Source organism: Bacillus sp. SRB_331 (assembly GCF_003264175.1).
In the GTDB taxonomy this organism is placed as follows: domain Bacteria; phylum Bacillota; class Bacilli; order Bacillales; family Bacillaceae_G; genus Bacillus_A; species Bacillus_A mycoides.
In genome coordinates this window covers 30,605-50,284 of the sequence record NZ_NADV01000015.1, presented here as the reverse complement: position 1 = coordinate 50,284, position 19,680 = coordinate 30,605, and the positions used below count along the sequence as shown (strand labels likewise).

Sequence of the window (19,680 nt, the reverse complement as noted above, 5' to 3'; positions counted from 1 at the left end):
CGACTCCTCTCGGGCGCGTTTTTTATTAACGGGAAGTGGCTCAGCTTGGTAGAGCACCTGGTTTGGGACCAGGGGGTCGCAGGTTCAAATCCTGTCTTCCCGATATTTTCAAAATATGGGGCCTTAGCTCAGCTGGGAGAGCGCCTGCCTTGCACGCAGGAGGTCAGCGGTTCGATCCCGCTAGGCTCCACTTATTTGAATATAACTTATGGCGGTGTAGCTCAGCTGGCTAGAGCGTACGGTTCATACCCGTGAGGTCGGGGGTTCGATCCCCTCCGCCGCTACCATAAAGGACCTTTAGCTCAGCTGGTTAGAGCAGACGGCTCATAACCGTCCGGTCGTAGGTTCGAGTCCTACAAGGTCCACCACTCAAAGTTCATATCTCGGAGGTATACCCAAGTTCGGCTGAAGGGATCGGTCTTGAAAACCGACAGGCGGCGAGAGTCGCGCGGGGGTTCGAATCCCTCTACCTCCTCCATTTTTTCTAAATTAAATATTATATCATCGCGGGGTGGAGCAGTACGGTAGCTCGTCGGGCTCATAACCCGAAGGTCGCAGGTTCAAATCCTGTCCCCGCAACCAAATGGTCCCGTGGTGTAGTGGTTAACATGCCTGCCTGTCACGCAGGAGATCGCCGGTTCGACCCCGGTCGGGACCGCCATTTTTTTACATAAAGGCTCGGTAGCTCAGTCGGTAGAGCAGAGGACTGAAAATCCTCGTGTCGGCGGTTCGATTCCGTCCCGAGCCACCATTTTGAAATCGCAAGCCGGCTTAGCTCAATTGGTAGAGCAACTGACTTGTAATCAGTAGGTTGGGGGTTCAAGTCCTCTAGCCGGCACCACTTTCAAAATGAGCCATTAGCTCAGTTGGTAGAGCATCTGACTTTTAATCAGAGGGTCGAAGGTTCGAATCCTTCATGGCTCACCATTTTTAATTTAATGCGGGTGTAGTTTAGTGGTAAAACAAGAGCCTTCCAAGCTCTGGTCGAGAGTTCGATTCTCTTCACCCGCTTTTTATGGGCCTATAGCTCAGCTGGTTAGAGCGCACGCCTGATAAGCGTGAGGTCGATGGTTCGAGTCCATTTAGGCCCACCATAATTATTCCGCAGTAGCTCAGTGGTAGAGCTATCGGCTGTTAACCGATCGGTCGTAGGTTCGAGTCCTACCTGCGGAGCCATATTATAGAGAAGTACCCAAGTGGCTCAAGGGGCTCCCCTGCTAAGGGAGTAGATCGCGAACGCGGTGCGAGGGTTCGAATCCCTTCTTCTCTGCCAGATTTTGGCCCGTTGGTCAAGTGGTTAAGACACCGCCCTTTCACGGCGGTAACACGGGTTCGAATCCCGTACGGGTCATACTAAAAGAGATAGCATAATCTGCTATCTCTTTTTTGTTGTATAAAAGTGGACTTTTGATAGTCTGCTTTTTTTTATAGATTTTTGTATACTTTTTTCTATTTGAACCGTCTAACTAATAGAAAGGAGAGAGCGATGGAGTATGAAAAGGTCATTATAGAAACATCAAAAAGTATTTATAGATATTTGCTTAAAATTGGAGTAACACCAGCAGAAGCAGAGGATATCGTTCAAGATACGATACAAAAAAGTTATATTAATTTAAATGGGATTACCTCTTTTTATACATAAGAAGAGGTAATCCCATTTTTTGAATATGTTTTAACTCTCCGCTGAATGCCCATCCGGTTTCATAACAGCATGACTATATGCGGAGTGGAGAGTTTTGTATCCTAAAAGTGCAATAGTTAAGGCAAGGCCTCCTGCAATAATAGCCACACTAAATCCTGCGCGAGCTCCAAAAGTATCAATAACTAAACCAGCTACCGCTGATCCTAGAGAGACTCCAATACCAAGTCCTGTAATTGCCCAGGTCATTCCTTCGGTTATTTTTGATTCAGGTACGATTTTTTCCACCAGTCCCATAGTAATAATCATAGTAGGGGCAACAGATAAGCCTGCAAAGAAAACAATAACTACTAGCCAAGCAATAGTGTTTACGAAAACTAGTGGCAGCATTGTTACCATTGATAGTGTGACTGCTATTAAAAATTGATTATATGGTGGAGTACTGAGTTTAAGAGTGCCGAAAATAAGACCTGCCAGGCATGAACCGATTGCATAGACGGAAAGCACAAAGCTAGCAGCTACTGTGTTTCCTTGATGCTCAGCAAAAGCCACACTAACTACATCTATTGTGCCAAATATAGTACCTATAGCGATGAGTGTGAATACAAGCACTCGTAATGTACCAATTTTAAATACTGTTCCTTTGTTTGTAATGTCGTGGGGACGTACATGTGGTTCTGTGCTTTTTTGCATGGTAAATAGGCATACCCCGATTGTAAGAAAAACACATGATAAAAGTGGTCCTGCTTCTGGGAAGAACATAACACTTAAACTGACGGATAATACAGGACCAATGATGAAGCAATGTTCATCGACGACCGATTCGAAGGAAAATGCTGTATGCAATTTATGAGATCCACGGTATAGTTTAGTCCAACGTGCACGTACCATGGCCGACATGTTTGGCATACAACCCGCACATAAGGCGGATAGAAATAGCGTCCAATAAGGAGCCTCATATTTCGTACATAGAAGTAAGAGAATCGTAAAGAAAACACTGATACCTGTAGTCGGAAGAAGTATACGAGATTGCCCTAATTGATCAGCCATAAGAGAAATATGAGGAGCTAGTAAAGCTGATGATAATGTGAAGGTGGCTGCAACGGCTCCGGCAAGCCAATAGTCACCACGTAACTGAGATAACATTGTAACAATACCAATCCCCATCATTGATATGGGCATCCGAGCTATAAAGCCTGCTAATGAGAATCCTTTTGTACCAGAAGCACTGAAAATCTCACGGTAGGAATTAAACATAATAATCACCAAAGTATTTGGCGTTTACACATACATTCTTCATTCTTGTAACTCCTCCTCTGTGTCGTTAATACCTTCTATAAAAAGGGACAGTGAGTCAATTTAGGGTATAAGTAAGAAGTTATATTATCTTGTAAGCTAGAAAAAATTGACATACGCACCGTATGCCAATATCATATTAACATACGGTGCGTATGTCAATTGAAATGTTTTATCTCTGGATGGAGAGCTAACGTTAAAAGGAGTTATTCTTTTATATAGAGAACGATACTATAATGGGATTCATTTTGAATAAAGAGAATGAATAGAAGTTGGAGGAAAAGATGGTTAAAAAAACAAGAGCAGAAATGATCATTGAAACACGCGCTAAATTGCTGAGTGCAGCAAGAGAGGCTTTCGGTACAGTTGGATATGTAAACACATCTATGGATGATTTTACTGCATCTGTCGGTTTAACGCGTGGTGCAATTTATCATCATTTTGGCGATAAAAAAGGATTGCTAGAAGCAGTTGTAAAAGAAATTGATATGGAAATGGATAATAAATTACGGAAAGTATCAGATGAGGCGGAAGGAAATTGGGAAGGATTTGTTGGGCGCTGTCGAGCTTATTTAACAATGGCACTTAATCCAGAAATTCAGCGAATCGTACTTCGAGATGCACCGGCAGTATTAGGAAATAGTTATTATCAATCATCACAGTCGCAATGTTTAACGACGATGGCGGAGATACTTCAACAATTAATGAAGGACTCTATTATTGAAAAGACGGACTGTGAAGCTTTAGCAAGATTCATAAATGGCGGACTAGTGGACCTTGCTTGTTGGATTGCGAATTCTGAAGATGCAGAGATGCAGTTGTCTAAAGCTTTGCATAGCCTATCACTTATATTGGATGGTTTATTACTAGAAAAGAATGCGTAATTTTAACGGATATTTTTTAATATATAGTAATGGTTAAAAGGGAGGTGATAAAGTATAGGCTAATTCATTTATTTCACAGTATTCTATATAAGCTAATTGACGTCCATCTTGTTAGGGTATGATGTGATCAGTCAGTTTAATCTTATAATGTGATTACATTTTTTGTGAATATTAGGATAGAAAGTAAATTTAGTTACAGTGAGTAATCGAATCATACATTTTTATTCACAATCTAAAGAAAACACCTAATTTGGTATGGATTCCACACCTATTCCATCAACTTTACACTCTATGTGAAAAAGTTCACAAATAGGTCATAATTTGTGAAGGAATTCACAATAATCCGTGCTACAATATGAATGTAAAGAAGTTAAACAACATTAAATTAGTATTTTAATTAATTACTTAAACAATAATAAAAAATAGATGTAAACAATTGGAAGGGGAAATTACCATGAAAAAAGGTATCAATCGTGTAGTATTAGTAGGAACAGGAGCTGTAGGTTGTAGTTACGCTTACTCAATGATCAACCAAGGTGTAGCTGAAGAATTCGTACTAGTAGATGTTAATGAAGCAAAAGCAGAAGGAGAAGCAATGGACTTAAGCCATGCGGTACCATTCTCTCCAGCACCAACAAAAGTTTGGAGCGGTAGCTATGCAGATTGTAAAGATGCAGATTTAGTAGTTATCACTGCTGGATTACCACAAAAGCCAGGCGAAACTCGTTTAGACTTAGTTGAGAAAAATACAAAGATCTTTAAACAAATCGTTCGCGGTATTATGGATAGCGGATTCGATGGAATCTTCTTAATTGCAACTAACCCAGTTGATATTTTAACTTACGTAACTTGGAAAGAATCTGGTTTACCGAAAGAGCGCGTAATCGGTTCTGGTACTACTTTAGACTCTGCTCGTTTCCGTTACATGTTAGGTGACTACTTAGATGTAGATCCACGTAACGTTCATGCTTACATCGTTGGTGAGCACGGTGACACTGAACTTCCAGTATGGAGCCACGCTACTGTAGGTGTACAAAAACTAGAAACAATCTTAGCGAACAACGAACAGTATAACCAAGAAGATTTAGATAAAATCTTTGAAAATGTACGCGATGCAGCTTACCACATTATTGAACGTAAAGGCGCAACTTACTACGGAATCGGTATGTCACTACTTCGTGTAACTAAAGCGATCTTAAGCAACGAGAACAGCGTATTAACTGTATCTGCATACCTTGAAGGTCAATATGGTGAGAAAGATGCTTACGTAGGTGTTCCAGCTGTTATTAACCGCGAAGGTGTACGTGAAATCGTAGAACTTGAATTAAACGAAGAAGAAAAAGTGAAGTTCGCTCATTCTGTAAAAGTATTAAAAGAAACAATGGCACCAGTACTATAATAACTGCTAATAATTCAGAGGCGGGAAACTGCTTCCTACCTCTGAGTTTTTATATAATCTAATATAAATTCCTTTTCCGGTTTCCCTTGTATATCCCCAATATACCCCTTTTGCTGGATAAGGGTCATTTATAGAAAAAAGCACTCTATTTTCGAATAGAGTGCTTTTATGTGTTATTTTTTCGGTGTTAATCCTAATTTCTTTAAAATATCTGCAAGTGTACCGCTTTTTGATTTTTCAACAGGCGTTTGTGATTTAGCTGCATCTGGCCCTTTTTTCAAGAAGTTCTTTTCAACGAAACGAATATCTTTTTCGTCGACAATACCATCTTTGTTAAGATCGACGTCTTTTACAGATACTCCTTTTTTACCATAGTTGCTAGCGATAATTTCAGCATCTTTAATATCAATGACTTTATCTCCATTTACATCACCGGCAAGGTTTTCATCAGGTCGTGCGTAATAATACTGGCCAAGCAGCTTACCATCTTTTTCAGTACCTAGTTTTGTAGTTAGACGGCTTGAAATGAATTACCCGATGTTTCGGAGTCGCTGAAATAGGCGAATACACCGCCAAATGTAAGTGATAAGCCTAGTGATGCAGTGACAACTCCCATTCCTACTTTTTGTTTCAATGACATAAGAAAGCCCCCTAGTTTGATTTTTATAGCAAACATTCGCAACGAGTATGAAATAAGTAAACATAGTATTTCAGTATGAATTATAGTTGCGAAGCATGCTGTTCGTTATTGGGAACAAGTATATGCTTATGAATTTTACATTTCAATAAATTTTGTGAAAAAAAATGTTGAGAAACATTTTTTTATGAAAGATTATTTTGTTTGTATTTTACGTGGAAAGAGCGTGAAATACAGAGAAAAACCAATAAAATAAATATTGAGCAACAATGAAAGGTGAGAAATAGTAAGGGGAATAAAGCGTTCGCAATGAATATTCGTCAAAATTCGATAATTTACACGGAAAATGTGAATATTTTAAGTGAAATTTAAGAAAAAAACGAATATTTTTTAAAAAATAACAAGGATATCTCAGTTTTTCGCAGAAATGATAAAGAGTAAAAAAATTCTGTCATCTTAGTGAGGTGAACATATTGGATGTAATAAATTGTGAAGAAGTGAAACGAGATGAGTTTCATACAGAAAAGTACTATGACAGTTATAACATCTTTGGCGCACATATTGTGACGGAAGATGGGATGCGAGGTGTACGATTCACAGTATGGGCTCCTCATGCGAAAGCAATGAGTGTTGTTGGAGATTTTAATGAATGGGATTATGAGCAACATAAGATGCTACAAGTGACAGAAGAGGGGATTTGGTCCTTGTTTGTACCGCATATTGAAGAGAATGAGATATATAAGTATGCGATTGAAACGATGGATGGTGACGTTATTTTAAAAGCAGATCCTTACGCAGTATATGCAGAAGTAAGACCAAATACGGCATCTGTAGTTTTTGATATAGAGGGATATGAATGGAATGATAAAAACTGGATTCGTAAGAGAAAGAAAAAATCGATTTATAAAGAAGCGATGACAGTTTATGAATTACATTTCGGTTCTTGGAAAAAGAAAGAAGATGGCGCTCTGTATTCTTACAGAGAAATGGCCGAGGAGCTCATTCCGTATGTGGTGGAACATCAATTTACACATATTGAAATTATGCCGCTTGTTGAGCATCCATATGATCGTTCTTGGGGATATCAGGGAACAGGATATTATGCAGCGACAAGTAGATTCGGCACGCCACATGATTTGATGTATTTTGTCGATGAATGTCATAAATATGGAATCGGTGTCATTTTAGATTGGGTACCGGGGCATTTTTGTAAAGATGCTCACGGTTTATATTTGTTTGATGGGACACCGACTTATGAATATAAAGATAGAGACGTACAAGAAAACCTTGTATGGGGAACTGTTAATTTTGATTTAGGGAAGAGAGAAGTACGTAATTTCTTAATTTCAAATGCGTTATTTTGGATGAAGTATTTCCATATTGATGGTTTCAGGGTAGATGCAGTTGCGAATATGCTGTACTGGAATAAAGAAGGAAAAGAGCAAAGCAATGAACATGCTGTTTCTTTCTTACGAGAGTTAAATGAAGCCGTGTTTGCAGAAGATGAAGAGTTTCTTATGACAGCGGAAGATTCAACAGCTTGGCCACTTGTAACAGCTCCAACATACGAGGGTGGACTTGGATTCAATTATAAATGGAATATGGGTTGGATGAATGATGTGCTGAAATATATGGAATGTGCGCCAGGGTACCGGAAATACATTCATGAGAAAATGACATTCTCTTTAATATATGCTCACTCTGAAAACTTCATATTGCCGCTTTCTCATGATGAAGTCGTTCATGGGAAAAAGTCGTTATTAAATAAAATGCCGGGAGATTACTGGGATAAGTTTGCTCAGCTTCGTTTATTATATGGATATTTCTTTACTCATCCAGGTAAGAAATTACTCTTTATGGGTGGAGAATTCGGGCAATTTGATGAGTGGAAAGACCTTGAAGATTTAGATTGGAATTTACATGATTTTGAAATGCATCGTAATATGCATGATTACTTTAAAGAGCTCATAGCATTGTATAAGCGCTCAAAACCACTTTGGCAGTTAGATCACTCGCCTGAAGGATTTCAGTGGATTGATGCTAATAATAATGAGCAAAGTATTTTCTCGTTTATCCGCCAAGGGGATAAGCAGGAAGATGCGTTAGTTGTCGTATGTAATTTTACGAAAGCTACATATGAAAACTATAAAGTAGGTGTACCAGATTTCGAGTACTATAACGAAATTTTAAACAGTGACTCGGCGCAATATGGCGGATCGGGGCAAGTTAATAAGAAACGTCTCAAGACGATTCTAGAGCCATATCATAATCAAGCGGCACATGTAGAAATTACAATTCCACCATTTGGCGTATCCATATTACGACCAGTGAAGACGAGAAAGGGGAGCAAAAAACAAGATGGCTCAAAAACAAAAGTGCGTAGCAATGTTACTAGCAGGGGGAAAAGGTAGTCGTTTAAGTGCATTAACAAAAAATTTAGCCAAGCCAGCTGTTCCATTTGGTGGTAAATATCGCATTATTGATTTTACGTTAAGTAACTGTGCAAACTCCGGTATTGAAACGGTGGGGATTTTAACACAATATCAACCGTTAGAACTTCATAATTATATTGGAATCGGAAATGCTTGGGATCTTGATCGTGTAAACGGTGGAGTCACTGTGTTACCTCCTTATGCGGAGTCTTCAGGTGTGAAGTGGTATACAGGTACGGCAAGTGCTATTTATCAAAACTTAAACTATTTAAGTCAGTATGAACCAGAATATGTCCTTATTTTATCAGGCGATCATATTTATAAAATGGATTACAGCAAAATGCTAGATTACCATATTGAGAAAGAAGCGGATGTTTCGATTTCTGTTATTGAAGTGCCGTGGGATGAAGCAAGTCGCTTTGGCATCATGAATACAAATGAAGAGATGGAAGTTGTTGAATTTGAGGAGAAACCGCAATTTCCAAGAAGTAATCTTGCATCAATGGGAATTTATATTTTTAACTGGGCTATTTTAAAAGAATATTTAGAGATGGATGCAAGAAACCCTGAATCTAGTAATGACTTCGGAAAAGATGTACTTCCGCTTTTATTAGATGAAGGGAAGAAGCTGATGGCGTATCCGTTTGAAGGATATTGGAAAGATGTTGGAACGGTGAAAAGCTTATGGGAAGCGAATATGGATTTACTTCGCGATGAAACATCGTTGAACTTGAACGATCGTAATTGGCGCATTTATTCTGTAAATCCAAACGAGCCGCCTCAATATATTGCACAACAGGCAAAAGTAGAAGAGTCACTTATTAATGAAGGGTGCGTCATTGAAGGGGACGTGAAGCATTCTGTTTTATTCCAAGGAGTGACGGTGGAAGAAGGTAGTATGGTAATCGATTCTGTCGTTATGCCGGGGGCAAAGATTGGTAAAAACGTTGTGATTGAAAGAGCGATCGTTGGATCGGAAATGGTTATTGAAGATGGGACAATAATTCGTCCAGAAAAAAATGTTGATGATGTAGTACTAATTGCTGAAGGAAAATAGAAAAGGGGGATGAAATGAATGGGAGAAAAAATGTTAGGAATTATTAATGCAACGGGAAGTTTTCCTTCCTTAAAGAAAGTAACAGGGCATCGTTCATTAGCGGCGTTACCGTTTGGAGGCCGTTATCGCCTCATTGATTTCATGCTTTCAAATATGGTGAATTCTAATATTCATAGCGTGGCGGTTTTTACAAGTCATAAAAATCGTTCTTTAATGGATCATGTCGGTTCAGGAAAACAGTGGGATTTAGATAGAAAGCGTGATGGACTGTTTTTATTCCCACCGAACTGCCAATGTGATCATGACGAATTTGGATCTTTTGCACATTTTAGAAGACATATTGATTATTTTCTAAGAAGCAGAGAAGAATATGTTGTTATTACGAATAGCCATCTTGTAACAGCGTTAAACTTTCAAGCGGTGTTAGAGCGACATATACACACGTCTGCAGATATTACTGAAGTTTGTCATGAAGGGGTTTCGCTTCAAACATATGTGTTAAAGAAACAATTATTGCTAGACTTATTTGAGACATATAAAGATGTGGAGCAATACAGTTTATTTGATGTAGTGAGAGAAAAGAGCGGGAAATCACTGCATATTACTACGTACGAACATACAGGATATGTAGCTATTATTGATTCTATTGAAAGTTACTATAAACATAGCCTAGAAATTTTGCAGCCTTCTATTTGGAAGCAATTATTTAAGAAAGAAGCACCAATCTTTACGAAAGTAAAAGATGAGCCACCAACTCGTTATATGAAGGGTGCAGTAGTGAAAAATACGATGATTGCAAACGGCAGTATTATTGAGGGTGAAGTAGAAAATAGTGTTGTCTCCCGTTCTGTTAAAATTGGAAAAGGTTCAATTGTTCGTAATAGTATTATTATGCAAAAGAGCCAAATTGGAGATAATTGCATAATAGACGGTGTTATTATTGATAAAGACGTGAAAATTGGTGACGGTGTTGTACTAAAAGGAAACGCCGATGAGCCATATGTTGTAGAAAAAGGAAGCATTCAAAACAGTACGATTAATAGTTATTCTTAAAAGAATCAGTGGGGGTTTTTCCTCCACTGATTAAAGCATTCATTCAAATGAAAACTCGAAGGGAGGAAGCTGCAAGGGAAGTCGTATAAGCTTTTCGTGCAGTGGGACAACAAGTGAATATTTTATTTGCAGTATCAGAATGTGTACCATTTGTTAAATCGGGAGGATTAGCTGATGTAGCAGGTGCGCTCCCAAAAGAGCTAAAAAAATTAGGCGTGGACGTTCGCATTATACTTCCAAATTATAGTCTTATTCCGCAAAAATTAAGGGATGGATGTACGTTACATAAAGTAATTAACGTCCCGCTTGGGTGGAGAAATCAATATTGCGGAATTTTAAAAGGTGAGCAAGACGGGATTACGTATTACTTAATAGATAATGAATATTATTTTAAGAGAGATTCTCTATATGGTCATTATGATGACGGAGAGCGTTTTTCTTATTTTTCGAAAGCAGTTTTAGAGTGTATTCCGCATCTTGATTTCGAAGTGGATGTTCTTCATAGCCACGATTGGCATACAGCTATGGTGAATTTCTTACTGCGTGAAAAGTATCAAGATAATCCATTATATGAGCATATTAAAACGGTGTATACGATTCATAATTTGCAGTTCCAAGGTGTATTTCCTCCTGAAGTGATATACGACTTGTTAGAACTTGGTGATGAATATTTTCATAGTGAGCAGCTAGAGTTTTATGGAAATGTGAACTTTATGAAGGGCGGAATTATCGCTTCTGATCAAATTACAGCAGTTAGCCCGACATACAAAGAGGAAATTCAATATGAGTTTTTCGGTGAGAAGTTAGATGGGTTGTTACGAAAAAATAATGGTAAGCTTAGCGGCATCGTAAATGGAATTGATACGAGCGTATATAATCCAGAAACAGATTCGTATATTACTGCTCAGTATGATGCAGAGTCATTAGAGGAAAAGAATGAAAATAAACGCGCCTTGCAGCGTTATTTTGGTTTGCCAGAAAAAGAAGATACACCAATTATTTCGATGGTAACGAGATTAACGAAGCAAAAAGGTCTTGATTTAGTACGTACTGTATTCCGCGAAATAATGGAGGAAGATGTGCAATGTATTATTTTAGGATCAGGTGATTCTGAATATGAACAATTCTTTGAGTGGATGGCATACGAGTACCCTGAGAAGGTAAAAGTGTATATCGGATTTAATGAAGAACTAGCCCACCAAGTGTATGCGGGAAGTGATTTATTCTTAATGCCATCACTATTTGAACCGTGTGGACTTGGACAACTTATCGCATTAGCGTACGGTACAATTCCGATTGTAAGAGAGACAGGCGGATTAAATGATACTGTACAATCTTATGACGAAGAAACTGGAGAAGGAAATGGTTTCAGTTTCACGAACTTTAATGCGCATGACATGTTGCACACGGTTCTTCGTGCGATTGAATTTTATCATGATAAACCGGTATGGGAGCAGCTTGTAAAACAAGCGATGACTGAAGATTATAGCTGGGAGAAATCAGCTCTTGCCTATAAGAAATTGTATAAAAGTCTCATGGAATAACATGTAGGTGGTGAAGAAATGTTTACTCATGTTGAAAGTTTCAAATCAGCTTTTCTAGAAAAGTTAGAGACGATGTATGGTAAAAGTTTTAAAGACTCTACAACTCGTGATCAATACAATACGCTTGGGTACATGGTACGTGAGTATATGAATAGTCAATGGATTGCAACGAACGAAAGTTATCGGTCTGGAGAGCAAAAGCAAATGTATTACTTATCCATTGAGTTTTTACTTGGGCGTTTGCTTGGAAGTAACATATTAAATTTAGGCATCAGGGATGTATGTGAGCAAGGACTTTCTGAGCTTGGGATTTCTTTGCAACAATTAGAAGAGGTGGAAGCAGATGCAGGTCTTGGAAATGGTGGACTTGGACGATTAGCAGCCTGTTTCCTTGATTCACTTGCATCTTTAAACTTACCAGGTCATGGCTGTGGAATTCGTTACAAACACGGCTTATTTGATCAAAAAATTGTTGATGGTTATCAAGTTGAATTTCCAGAGCAGTGGCTTCTTCATGAAAACGTATGGGAAGTAAGAAGGCATGATCAAGCTGTAGAAGTAAGCTATTTCGGCAATGTTGAACCGCTATACATTGATGGGCGTTTAGAGTTCAGGCATACGAATGCAGAAGTGATTATGGCAGTACCATATGACGTTCCAGTAGTAGGTTATGAGACGAGTACTGTAAATACACTCAGACTTTGGAATGCTGAACCAGTTCCTTTCCCGCAAAATTGCAAAGATATTTTGAAATATAAGCGTGAAACAGAGGCTGTATCGGAGTTTTTATATCCAGATGATACGCATGATGAGGGGAAAATACTTCGTTTGAAGCAACAGTATTTCCTCGTATCAGCAAGTTTGCAAAATATCGTTCGTATGCATAGAGAAAGATATGGTGACCTTCGTCAATTACATGAGAAAATCGCGATTCATATTAATGATACACATCCAGTTTTGGCGATTCCAGAACTAATGCGTATTTTATTAGATGAAGAAAAACTAGCATGGGAAGAAGCTTGGCACATAACATCGCAAACGATTTCTTATACGAATCATACGACGTTATCAGAAGCGCTTGAGAAGTGGCCAATTCACATTTTTAAACCGTTATTACCGAGAATTTATATGATTATTGAAGAGATTAATGAACGTTTCTGTCATGAACTTTGGGAACGTTATCCATATGAATGGCATCGTATTGAAGAGATGGCGATTATTGCGCATGATCTTGTGAAAATGGCTCATTTAGCAATTGTCGGTAGCCATAGCGTAAATGGTGTAGCAAAAATTCATACGGAAATTTTAAAGCAACGTGAAATGCGATTGTTTTATGAGTTTTATCCAGATAAGTTTAATAATAAAACGAATGGAATCGCTCATAGACGTTGGTTAATGAAGGCGAATCCGCAGCTGACAAACCTGATTTCAGAGGCGATTGGAACAGAGTGGAAGAAAGAACCGATTAAGCTTCAAGCGCTGCAAACAGTTCAACACGATGCGAGTTTCCAAGAAAAATTTGCAGAGGTAAAACAAGAGCGTAAAGAGATTTTAGCGGAGCGTATTCATAATAAAATGGGGATTACAATTGATCCTAATTCTATTTTTGATGTGCAAGTAAAAAGACTACATGCTTACAAACGACAACTATTAAACGTTCTTCATATTTTATATTTGTATAACCGTTTGAAAGAGGATGCTAGTTTTACATTTTATCCGCGTACTTTTATCTTTGGAGCGAAAGCATCACCTGGCTATTACTATGCGAAAAAAATTATTAAATTAATCAATGAACTCGCAAGGAAAGTAAATAATGATCCGTACGTAAGCCAATATATGAAAGTTATCTTTCTAGAAAACTATCGAGTGTCTTTAGCGGAAGATATATTCCCAGCTGCGGATGTGAGTGAGCAAATTTCAACTGCGAGTAAAGAAGCATCAGGAACAGGGAATATGAAATTTATGATGAATGGTGCGATTACACTCGGAACGTTAGACGGAGCTAATGTTGAAATAAAAGACCGGGTCGGTGATGATAACTGTTTCATTTTTGGCTTAACAGCGGAAGAGGTTCTTCATTACTATCAAAATGGTGGATATCGTGCAAGTGATTATTATCACCACAATATGCATATTAAAAAAGTAGTAGATCAGTTAACGAATGGTTTCTTTGCACAGTCGGGAGCTGAATTTGAAGCGATTTATGATTCACTTGTAATTCAAAATGATGAATACTTCGTTTTGCGAGATTTTGGTCCATATGCGGAAAGGCAAGAAGCTGTTGGTAGAGCGTATGAAAACCGAACGAAGTGGCTAGAAATGTCGATTTTAAATATTGCACAGTCTGGTCATTTTGCGAGTGATCGAACGATTTTACAGTATAGTAATGAGATTTGGAGTATTGGTAATGCGGTTACACAGTATTAAGTGAAAGTCCCTTTTGAAGGGACTTTTATTCATGGAGACAAAGTGTAAAAATGAATAATACGTATAGGGACGCTAAAGTGTATTCACTTTTAAAAGAGGAATATAATTGCTAAAAAACGAGCTTAATCTCATTAAGCTCGTTTTTCCGTTTTTGCTTAAGAAAGAAATGGGATGGCAGTATACATGATACCTGTTCCACCATATTCTCCAGTCGCAAAGTATGAAAATGTAAAGAAACCCGTAAACGAAAAAATTATTATAAGAAAAAGTGCAAAGAAAAATTTTAGCATGTAAGGTCCCCTCATCCGAAAGTAATTTCATAGATTATTATAGTATACAAATATTAAATTTCCAATTGTTTACTGGTTAAAAATGAGAGGTCAGACATGTTTTGTATGTTGTAATGGAATGATTATTCGTAATGGATTTTGTATTTTTCGTAAATGTCATGTTGTGATGGACGTGTGCATATTCCCAGTCTTTATCATTAAAATGGACATTTCTTGGAGGGAGAAGAGGAACGACATCGAATAAATTGACAAAACGAAAGCTACTAGCCACTTGCAGTTTATAATAATTTCGAAAGGCGATATCTCCAACTTTTGGAGAGGCAAAGGTATAAAGACCGTACTGTGCGAAGGCAGTATTTATACGTGCATCTAGTATGTGTAGTGTAGCGAGTGCACCGCCTAAGCTATGGCCTGTTGCAAGAAGTTTCTTATGGGCGGGTAATGACACGAGCATATCCATAATGGAATCCCGGCAAGATTCATAAATTGAAAGAAAGCCATTATGAACATTCCCACTATTTAAAGCATATGGGTATGGCTTTTGGTTAACGAGTGAATCGATAATCCAATCTGTATCTGTTTGTGTGCCCCTAAAAGCTACAATAATCGTATCCTCAGATTCTAATATGAATCCGAACCATTCTGTCTTTTGAATGGCCTTTCCTTGAAACCCTTGTACATATTGGAACCCATCGGGTATTTCGAAAATGCCATTTTGTTTATATTGTTCATACGTTAGATCGCAGCAAGATGCTAACAATATGGCAGTATCTTTATCAAAGGATAAAGGAGTACGCATCAAGAAAGCCCTCCTTAAGAAAAGGTATAGTTCAATATATGCAGTGAGGGACTTGATTCATTCTTTTTGAAAAAAGGCTTGAACCTACAGTTACGTGAGGGAGTATGATTTTTGTAAACATATTGTTAGGAGGAGTGTAGGATGAGCAAAAAGGAAGGCTATTCAATTGGTGAGTTTTCAAAGAGAACAGGTATATCAATACGAACACTACAGTATTACGATGAACTTGGCCTGCTTAAACCTGAAAAAAATATAAGTTCAGGACACCGTGTATATAAAGATAGAGATATATTAGCGCTCCAAAAAATAGTGAGTCTTAAAGTATTAGGATATAGTTTAGAAGAAATTCGTGTCATGCTCAATGTGAAAAGTTTGAATATAAGCTTAAAAGAAACATTACAAAATCAAAGAGTAGCCTTTGAAGAAAAGAAAAAACAACTTGAAGTTTCGATAAAGGCGATTGAACGAACAATGGTATACCTTGAGGAAGATGAAGAGGTAGATAGTAACATATTAATGAGCTTAATTAATAGTATCCAAAAAGAAAACGAACAACGTTTATGGCTTGAAGAATATGTATCAAAAGAAGTGGCTGATGGATTATATAATAAGCCGGAAGAAGAGGACATAGCACTTGATAAAGAATTTATGCGTTTAGCAAAAGAAGTGAAAAGGTTATTTGGAAGACAAATTGAGGATTCAGAAGTGCAAAAATTGGTTGATGAACATATGAAAGCGACTCTTAAGTATGTCGGTGAAGAGACAATGTATTCTCTAGGTAAATTAGAGAATGTAGAAGAACAATATAATAATATGATGCCTTCTCCTTATACGGAAGAAGAAGAGGCGTGGCTTAATGAAGCGATGAAATACTTTATGATCCAAAATGGTTTGTATAGTCCACCTAAATAAAAAATGCCCTATAAGGGCACTTATTACTCTTTTCCATCTAATAAACGACCAAGTCCGCCTAAAACGCTGCCTTCACCGCTGTTTTGAGCTGCTGGGCTTGTAAGGCGTGCTGCTAAGCGGCTAAGTGTTAAGGACTGAATCCAAACTGTTCCAGGACCTTCTAATGTTGCGAAGAATAAACCTTCACCGCCAAATAGAGCTGTTTTTACTTTTCCAACGAATTCAACATCATAGTTAACGTCTTTTGTCATTGCAACGAGACAACCTGTATCAATGCGAAGTTTCTCGCCAGGTTTTAATTCGCGCTTATATACAGTTCCGCCTGCATGCATGAAAGCTAGACCATCACCTTCAAGTTTCTGCATGATGAAACCTTCACCACCGAAGAAACCAGTTCCTATTTTTTTAGTAAACTCAATTCCGATAGAAACACCTTTTGCGGCACAAAGAAATGCATCTTTTTGGCAGACTACTTTTCCTTGATATTCTGTTAAATCAACAGGAATAATTTTTCCAGGATAAGGAGCGGCGAATGATACGTGTCGTTTGCCATGACCTGTATTTGTAAATACAGTCATAAACATACTTTCACCTGTAACGAGACGTTTACCTGCGCCCATTAATTTACCGAATAGACCACTAGATGGTCCAGAACCATCACCGAAGATTGTTTCCATTTCGATATGATCTTCCATCATCATCATTGCACCAGCTTCTGCGATAACGCTCTCTTCTGGGTCTAATTCAATTTCAACGAACTGCATGTCGTCGCCATATAATTTATACTCGATTTCATGTGCTTGCATTTTTTTCACCTCATAGTATGTAATAATCATATTGTACAGAAATTAAAAGGATTAGAGAACTGTAGTTTTGTTAATTTTCAAACAAAAAAGCGAAATAAGAATCCATTATTATATTAAAATTATAAAAAAGTGATGAGTTGAAAGTGTTCTCATTTGACGTTTTTGATATAGCATGATATAGTGAAAACACTATTGAGCTACATAATGTGGTACGGAAATAAAGCACGTTGTATTAAAGGCTGTAAGCTTGTTATACATTCATGTCCTTTATATCCACCTTTTCATGTGGATTCATAGTTTCATTTTTATTTAGGAGGTACATGACATGCAAACAGGTAAAGTAAAATGGTTTAACGGCGAAAAAGGTTTTGGCTTCATCGAAGTTGAAGGCGGAGAAGACGTATTCGTACATTTCTCAGCTATTCAAGGCGACGGCTTCAAAACTTTAGAAGAAGGTCAAGAAGTTTCTTTCGAAATCGTTGATGGAAACCGCGGACCACAAGCAGCTAACGTTACAAAAAACTAATTAGCTAGCGAAAAAAAGCATTCCGAATTTCGGAATGCTTTTTTTATGCTTTAGAACCAGACTCATCTGAAGATAATTCACCTTTAAAGGTGCGTTCTTCAAAGTCATCAAGCAATTGTTCATATTCTTCATGTTCTTCTGTTGCAAAAACTTGCGGGTTTTTTCCATACATATCAGTTCCAATAAAATTTTCGAAATCCTCTACATACCCAACATTTTCTTCACTATTTACGTACATTCCATTATAGTTTTTTGAATCCTGTCTTTCTAAATCGGATGGTGTTTCTGATGTTCCATAATTTGCGACGTCTTGCCAAGCATCTTCAGCATCGTACTCTACAGAATGATCTTCGTCGTGCTTGTGAAAAGAAGGATTTAGCACTTCTTCCTCAACTGGGCGCGCCTTCATATCTAATTTATTTGTAGTGTGCTGAATACACGTTGTAGCAGTTGGCATTGCTTCTAATCTTTCAAATGGAATTTCCTCACCAGACACTTCGCAAATTCCGTACGTTCCAGCTTCAATTTTTTGCAGGGCATGTTTCGTATCTTCTAGCTGTTTATGCCAAAATTCGATGAGCCCGAAATCTTTCTCACGTTCGTATAATTCTGTTGCCATATCACCTGGATGGTTGTCATAGCTAGATAATTCTCCTACTGAATCACGTTCAGATGCACGGTCTTCATTTTCATGAGTTTGTATCGTTTGTTCAATTTCTTGCTGTTGTTTTTCTAAACTCGATTTAAATTGATTTATTTGTTGTGGAGTTAACATAGTCGTCCACCTTCCTACAATTCAGTTTCTTTACATAGTATGAGCGTTGAGAGTAGGAATTATGAGATGAATTTCAGCCGGGAAGTCGGTATATGAAAAAAGGAGCCGCATAAGCAGCTCCTTTCTATAGGAAGTATCCAAGCAATAATCCGATTCCCATTAGGAAACCGAAAATTGTATTTGTTTTTGCTGTTGAAATCATCGCAGGTACCATTTCCATTGGAATACTTTTGCCGATAAAGCCTTTCGTCGCTTTAAATGCTTTCGGTGCACTTAAGAATACGATAAGCATCCATGGTGATACGATGTTAACGATGATTAAAGCGATTGTCCAAATGTAGGCAACGATAAACATAGAAGCAAGTACACCAACGGCTCTTTCGCGTCCAACGAGAATCGCTAACGTTTTACGACCATTTTCTTTATCACCATCTAAATCACGAATATTGTTAGATAGTAAAATTGCACCAATTAAAATGGCGCTTGGAATAGATAATAAAATCACTTCTGATGTTACTGCCCCTGTTTGGATAAAGAATGAAATACCAATAATAATGACACCCATAAATAATCCTGCTGTCAGCTCTCCAAATGGTGTGTACGCAATTGGAATGGGGCCACCAGTGTAAAGGTAAGCAACGGCCATACAAACAAGACCGATTGCAGCAAGCCACCAGCTAGAGTTCATACAAATATAAACACCTAATAGCGTTGCGATGCCTAAAAATCCGAATGCTAAGTTAAGCACGGTTTTTGGTTTAATGCCATCGCGGACGATAGCACCTCCGATTCCAACTGAACCTTCATGATCGAGTCCTCTTTTATAATCAAAGTATTCATTAAACATGTTCGTTGCTGCTTGAATGAGAAGGCAAGCAAGAAGCATCATAAAGAAAAGAGGAAGATGTATTTGATTTATACCTCCGACCTGCATTGCAAAAGCTGTTCCGATGAAAACAGGAACGAAAGCTGCTGTTAATGTATGGGGACGTAATAAACTCCACCAAATTCGCCAGCCTGTTTGTTTACTTGGCTTTGGCGCCGTAGGAGAGGAATTCGTTTCGACGTTCATTTCCATGTTGAATCCTCCTTGGTCACATATTGTACACAATTAAGTGTAGAAAAAGCATCATTTAGTGTCAACGTTTATTTTCTAGGAAGAGAAGGTGAATTTCTCAGAAATGCTAAACGTTGACAGGCCTTT

At 38.0% G+C, this 19,680-nt stretch carries 16 protein-coding genes, 15 tRNA genes and 2 pseudogenes; 25 read left to right on the top strand and 8 right to left on the bottom strand.

Features of this window, described 5'->3' with window-relative positions; all coding sequences use genetic code 11:
• Nucleotides 1-29 precede the first annotated feature (29 nt).
• The 16 genes from B5P42_RS12595 to B5P42_RS31995 all read left to right on the top strand — a co-directional run bounded on the left by B5P42_RS12595 (nt 30) and on the right by B5P42_RS31995 (nt 1,642).
• Nucleotides 30-103, top strand: a tRNA-Pro gene (locus B5P42_RS12595).
• A gap of 14 nt (nt 104-117) precedes the next feature.
• Nucleotides 118-190: transfer RNA gene (locus B5P42_RS12590), tRNA-Ala, on the top strand.
• 20 nt (nt 191-210) lie between these two features.
• Nucleotides 211-287 (top strand) — tRNA-Met (locus B5P42_RS12585).
• 4 nt (nt 288-291) lie between these two features.
• Nucleotides 292-368, top strand: a tRNA-Ile gene (locus B5P42_RS12580).
• 17 nt (nt 369-385) lie between these two features.
• Nucleotides 386-478: transfer RNA gene (locus B5P42_RS12575), tRNA-Ser, on the top strand.
• A 27-nt stretch (nt 479-505) separates the two neighbouring features.
• Nucleotides 506-582 (top strand) — tRNA-Met (locus B5P42_RS12570).
• A 3-nt stretch (nt 583-585) separates the two neighbouring features.
• Nucleotides 586-661, top strand: a tRNA-Asp gene (locus tag B5P42_RS12565).
• Between the two features lie 14 nt (nt 662-675).
• Nucleotides 676-751: transfer RNA gene (locus B5P42_RS12560), tRNA-Phe, on the top strand.
• Nucleotides 752-765: 14 nt separating this feature from the next.
• Nucleotides 766-841: transfer RNA gene (locus tag B5P42_RS12555), tRNA-Thr, on the top strand.
• A 10-nt stretch (nt 842-851) separates the two neighbouring features.
• Nucleotides 852-927 (top strand) — tRNA-Lys (locus B5P42_RS12550).
• Nucleotides 928-940: 13 nt separating this feature from the next.
• A tRNA-Gly gene (locus B5P42_RS12545) sits at nt 941-1,011 on the top strand.
• A 6-nt stretch (nt 1,012-1,017) separates the two neighbouring features.
• Nucleotides 1,018-1,094 (top strand) — tRNA-Ile (locus B5P42_RS12540).
• A gap of 7 nt (nt 1,095-1,101) precedes the next feature.
• Nucleotides 1,102-1,176: transfer RNA gene (locus B5P42_RS12535), tRNA-Asn, on the top strand.
• Between the two features lie 6 nt (nt 1,177-1,182).
• A tRNA-Ser gene (locus B5P42_RS12530) sits at nt 1,183-1,273 on the top strand.
• A gap of 6 nt (nt 1,274-1,279) precedes the next feature.
• A tRNA-Glu gene (locus B5P42_RS12525) sits at nt 1,280-1,351 on the top strand.
• Nucleotides 1,352-1,486: 135 nt separating this feature from the next.
• Nucleotides 1,487-1,642 (top strand): sigma-70 family RNA polymerase sigma factor, encoded by a 156-nt coding sequence (locus B5P42_RS31995; RefSeq protein ID WP_181458794.1) that lies wholly within the window; start codon nt 1,487-1,489, stop codon nt 1,640-1,642.
• A 30-nt stretch (nt 1,643-1,672) separates the two neighbouring features.
• Here the strand turns inward: B5P42_RS31995 and B5P42_RS12520 are convergent, their stop codons facing one another.
• Nucleotides 1,673-2,896 (bottom strand): MFS transporter, encoded by a 1,224-nt coding sequence (locus tag B5P42_RS12520; RefSeq protein ID WP_113734310.1) that lies wholly within the window; start codon nt 2,894-2,896, stop codon nt 1,673-1,675.
• Nucleotides 2,897-3,219: 323 nt separating this feature from the next.
• Between B5P42_RS12520 and B5P42_RS12515 the strand changes: the two genes are divergently transcribed.
• Together B5P42_RS12515 and B5P42_RS12510 are read left to right on the top strand one after the other, a co-directional pair.
• Nucleotides 3,220-3,819, top strand: a complete 600-nt coding sequence (locus tag B5P42_RS12515; protein ID WP_113734309.1) for a TetR/AcrR family transcriptional regulator — start codon at nt 3,220-3,222, stop codon at nt 3,817-3,819.
• A 454-nt stretch (nt 3,820-4,273) separates the two neighbouring features.
• Nucleotides 4,274-5,218 (top strand): L-lactate dehydrogenase, encoded by a 945-nt coding sequence (locus B5P42_RS12510; RefSeq protein ID WP_002089250.1) that lies wholly within the window; start codon nt 4,274-4,276, stop codon nt 5,216-5,218.
• Nucleotides 5,219-5,391: 173 nt separating this feature from the next.
• On the opposite strand, the pseudogene B5P42_RS12505 reads toward B5P42_RS12510, so the two are convergent.
• Nucleotides 5,392-5,745: pseudogene (locus tag B5P42_RS12505) on the bottom strand (dockerin type I domain-containing protein); the annotation flags it as partial.
• Nucleotides 5,736-5,858: pseudogene (locus B5P42_RS12500) on the bottom strand (TasA family protein); the annotation flags it as partial. The pseudogenes B5P42_RS12500 and B5P42_RS12505, both read right to left, overlap by 10 nt.
• Before the next feature lie 470 nt (nt 5,859-6,328).
• On the opposite strand from B5P42_RS12500, the gene glgB reads away from it, so the two are divergent.
• The 5 genes from glgB (at nt 6,329) to glgP (ending at nt 14,368) form a co-directional block, all read left to right on the top strand.
• Nucleotides 6,329-8,266, top strand: a complete 1,938-nt coding sequence (gene glgB / locus B5P42_RS12495) for a 1,4-alpha-glucan branching protein GlgB (RefSeq protein WP_113734308.1) — start codon at nt 6,329-6,331, stop codon at nt 8,264-8,266.
• Nucleotides 8,214-9,344 (top strand): glucose-1-phosphate adenylyltransferase, encoded by a 1,131-nt coding sequence (gene glgC / locus B5P42_RS12490; protein ID WP_002089246.1) that lies wholly within the window; start codon nt 8,214-8,216, stop codon nt 9,342-9,344. Before glgB ends, glgC begins: the two co-directional genes overlap by 53 nt.
• 18 nt (nt 9,345-9,362) lie before the next feature.
• Complete coding sequence (glgD, locus tag B5P42_RS12485) at nt 9,363-10,397, top strand: glucose-1-phosphate adenylyltransferase subunit GlgD (protein ID WP_002015798.1); 1,035 nt, start codon at nt 9,363-9,365, stop codon at nt 10,395-10,397.
• A gap of 113 nt (nt 10,398-10,510) precedes the next feature.
• Nucleotides 10,511-11,941: a glycogen synthase GlgA gene (gene glgA / locus B5P42_RS12480; RefSeq protein ID WP_060749492.1), complete on the top strand. Its 1,431-nt coding sequence runs from the start codon at nt 10,511-10,513 to the stop codon at nt 11,939-11,941.
• Between the two features lie 18 nt (nt 11,942-11,959).
• Nucleotides 11,960-14,368 (top strand): glycogen phosphorylase, encoded by a 2,409-nt coding sequence (gene glgP / locus B5P42_RS12475; RefSeq protein ID WP_113734307.1) that lies wholly within the window; start codon nt 11,960-11,962, stop codon nt 14,366-14,368.
• Nucleotides 14,369-14,523: 155 nt separating this feature from the next.
• Here the strand turns inward: glgP and B5P42_RS32615 are convergent, their stop codons facing one another.
• Together B5P42_RS32615 and B5P42_RS12465 are read right to left on the bottom strand one after the other, a co-directional pair.
• Nucleotides 14,524-14,658 carry a hypothetical protein gene (locus B5P42_RS32615; protein WP_258397490.1) on the bottom strand — a complete coding sequence of 45 codons (135 nt, stop codon included), beginning with the start codon at nt 14,656-14,658 and terminating at the stop codon, nt 14,524-14,526.
• A gap of 76 nt (nt 14,659-14,734) precedes the next feature.
• The gene (locus tag B5P42_RS12465; RefSeq protein WP_002089241.1) at nt 14,735-15,457 is read right to left on the bottom strand and encodes a lipase family protein; all 723 of its coding nucleotides are present in this window, start codon (nt 15,455-15,457) and stop codon (nt 14,735-14,737) included.
• A 141-nt stretch (nt 15,458-15,598) separates the two neighbouring features.
• On the opposite strand from B5P42_RS12465, the gene B5P42_RS12460 reads away from it, so the two are divergent.
• On the top strand, nt 15,599-16,369 hold the full coding sequence (locus B5P42_RS12460) for a MerR family transcriptional regulator (protein WP_113734306.1): 771 nt from the start codon (nt 15,599-15,601) through the stop codon (nt 16,367-16,369).
• Between the two features lie 23 nt (nt 16,370-16,392).
• On the opposite strand, the gene B5P42_RS12455 is transcribed toward B5P42_RS12460, so the two are convergent.
• Nucleotides 16,393-17,175 carry a TIGR00266 family protein gene (locus tag B5P42_RS12455; protein ID WP_088031436.1) on the bottom strand — a complete coding sequence of 261 codons (783 nt, stop codon included), beginning with the start codon at nt 17,173-17,175 and terminating at the stop codon, nt 16,393-16,395.
• A 325-nt stretch (nt 17,176-17,500) separates the two neighbouring features.
• Here B5P42_RS12455 and cspD point away from each other — a divergent pair, with 325 nt between their 5' ends.
• Complete coding sequence (cspD, locus tag B5P42_RS12450) at nt 17,501-17,701, top strand: cold-shock protein CspD (RefSeq protein ID WP_001193051.1); 201 nt, start codon at nt 17,501-17,503, stop codon at nt 17,699-17,701.
• 43 nt (nt 17,702-17,744) lie between these two features.
• On the opposite strand, the gene B5P42_RS12445 is transcribed toward cspD, so the two are convergent.
• A complete protein-coding gene (locus B5P42_RS12445) occupies nt 17,745-18,476 on the bottom strand; it encodes a yteA family sporulation protein (protein WP_113734305.1) in 732 nt (243 codons plus the stop codon).
• 124 nt (nt 18,477-18,600) lie between these two features.
• Entirely contained in the window at nt 18,601-19,554 is a 954-nt protein-coding gene (locus B5P42_RS12440) for a 1,4-dihydroxy-2-naphthoate polyprenyltransferase (RefSeq protein ID WP_113734304.1), read from the bottom strand.
• Nucleotides 19,555-19,680 lie beyond the last annotated feature (126 nt).

Coding starts and splice junctions, on each gene's coding strand:
- B5P42_RS31995 (WP_181458794.1), top strand. CDS start 1,487: ATGGAGTATGAAAAGGTCATTATAGAAACATCAAAAAGTATTTATAGA.
- B5P42_RS12520 (WP_113734310.1), bottom strand. CDS start 2,896: ATGTTTAATTCCTACCGTGAGATTTTCAGTGCTTCTGGTACAAAAGGA.
- B5P42_RS12515 (WP_113734309.1), top strand. CDS start 3,220: ATGGTTAAAAAAACAAGAGCAGAAATGATCATTGAAACACGCGCTAAA.
- B5P42_RS12510 (WP_002089250.1), top strand. CDS start 4,274: ATGAAAAAAGGTATCAATCGTGTAGTATTAGTAGGAACAGGAGCTGTA.
- glgC (WP_002089246.1), top strand. CDS start 8,214: ATGGCTCAAAAACAAAAGTGCGTAGCAATGTTACTAGCAGGGGGAAAA.
- glgD (WP_002015798.1), top strand. CDS start 9,363: ATGGGAGAAAAAATGTTAGGAATTATTAATGCAACGGGAAGTTTTCCT.
- glgP (WP_113734307.1), top strand. CDS start 11,960: ATGTTTACTCATGTTGAAAGTTTCAAATCAGCTTTTCTAGAAAAGTTA.
- B5P42_RS32615 (WP_258397490.1), bottom strand. CDS start 14,658: ATGCTAAAATTTTTCTTTGCACTTTTTCTTATAATAATTTTTTCGTTT.
- B5P42_RS12465 (WP_002089241.1), bottom strand. CDS start 15,457: ATGCGTACTCCTTTATCCTTTGATAAAGATACTGCCATATTGTTAGCA.
- B5P42_RS12460 (WP_113734306.1), top strand. CDS start 15,599: ATGAGCAAAAAGGAAGGCTATTCAATTGGTGAGTTTTCAAAGAGAACA.
- B5P42_RS12455 (WP_088031436.1), bottom strand. CDS start 17,175: ATGCAAGCACATGAAATCGAGTATAAATTATATGGCGACGACATGCAG.
- cspD (WP_001193051.1), top strand. CDS start 17,501: ATGCAAACAGGTAAAGTAAAATGGTTTAACGGCGAAAAAGGTTTTGGC.
- B5P42_RS12445 (WP_113734305.1), bottom strand. CDS start 18,476: ATGTTAACTCCACAACAAATAAATCAATTTAAATCGAGTTTAGAAAAA.
- B5P42_RS12440 (WP_113734304.1), bottom strand. CDS start 19,554: ATGGAAATGAACGTCGAAACGAATTCCTCTCCTACGGCGCCAAAGCCA.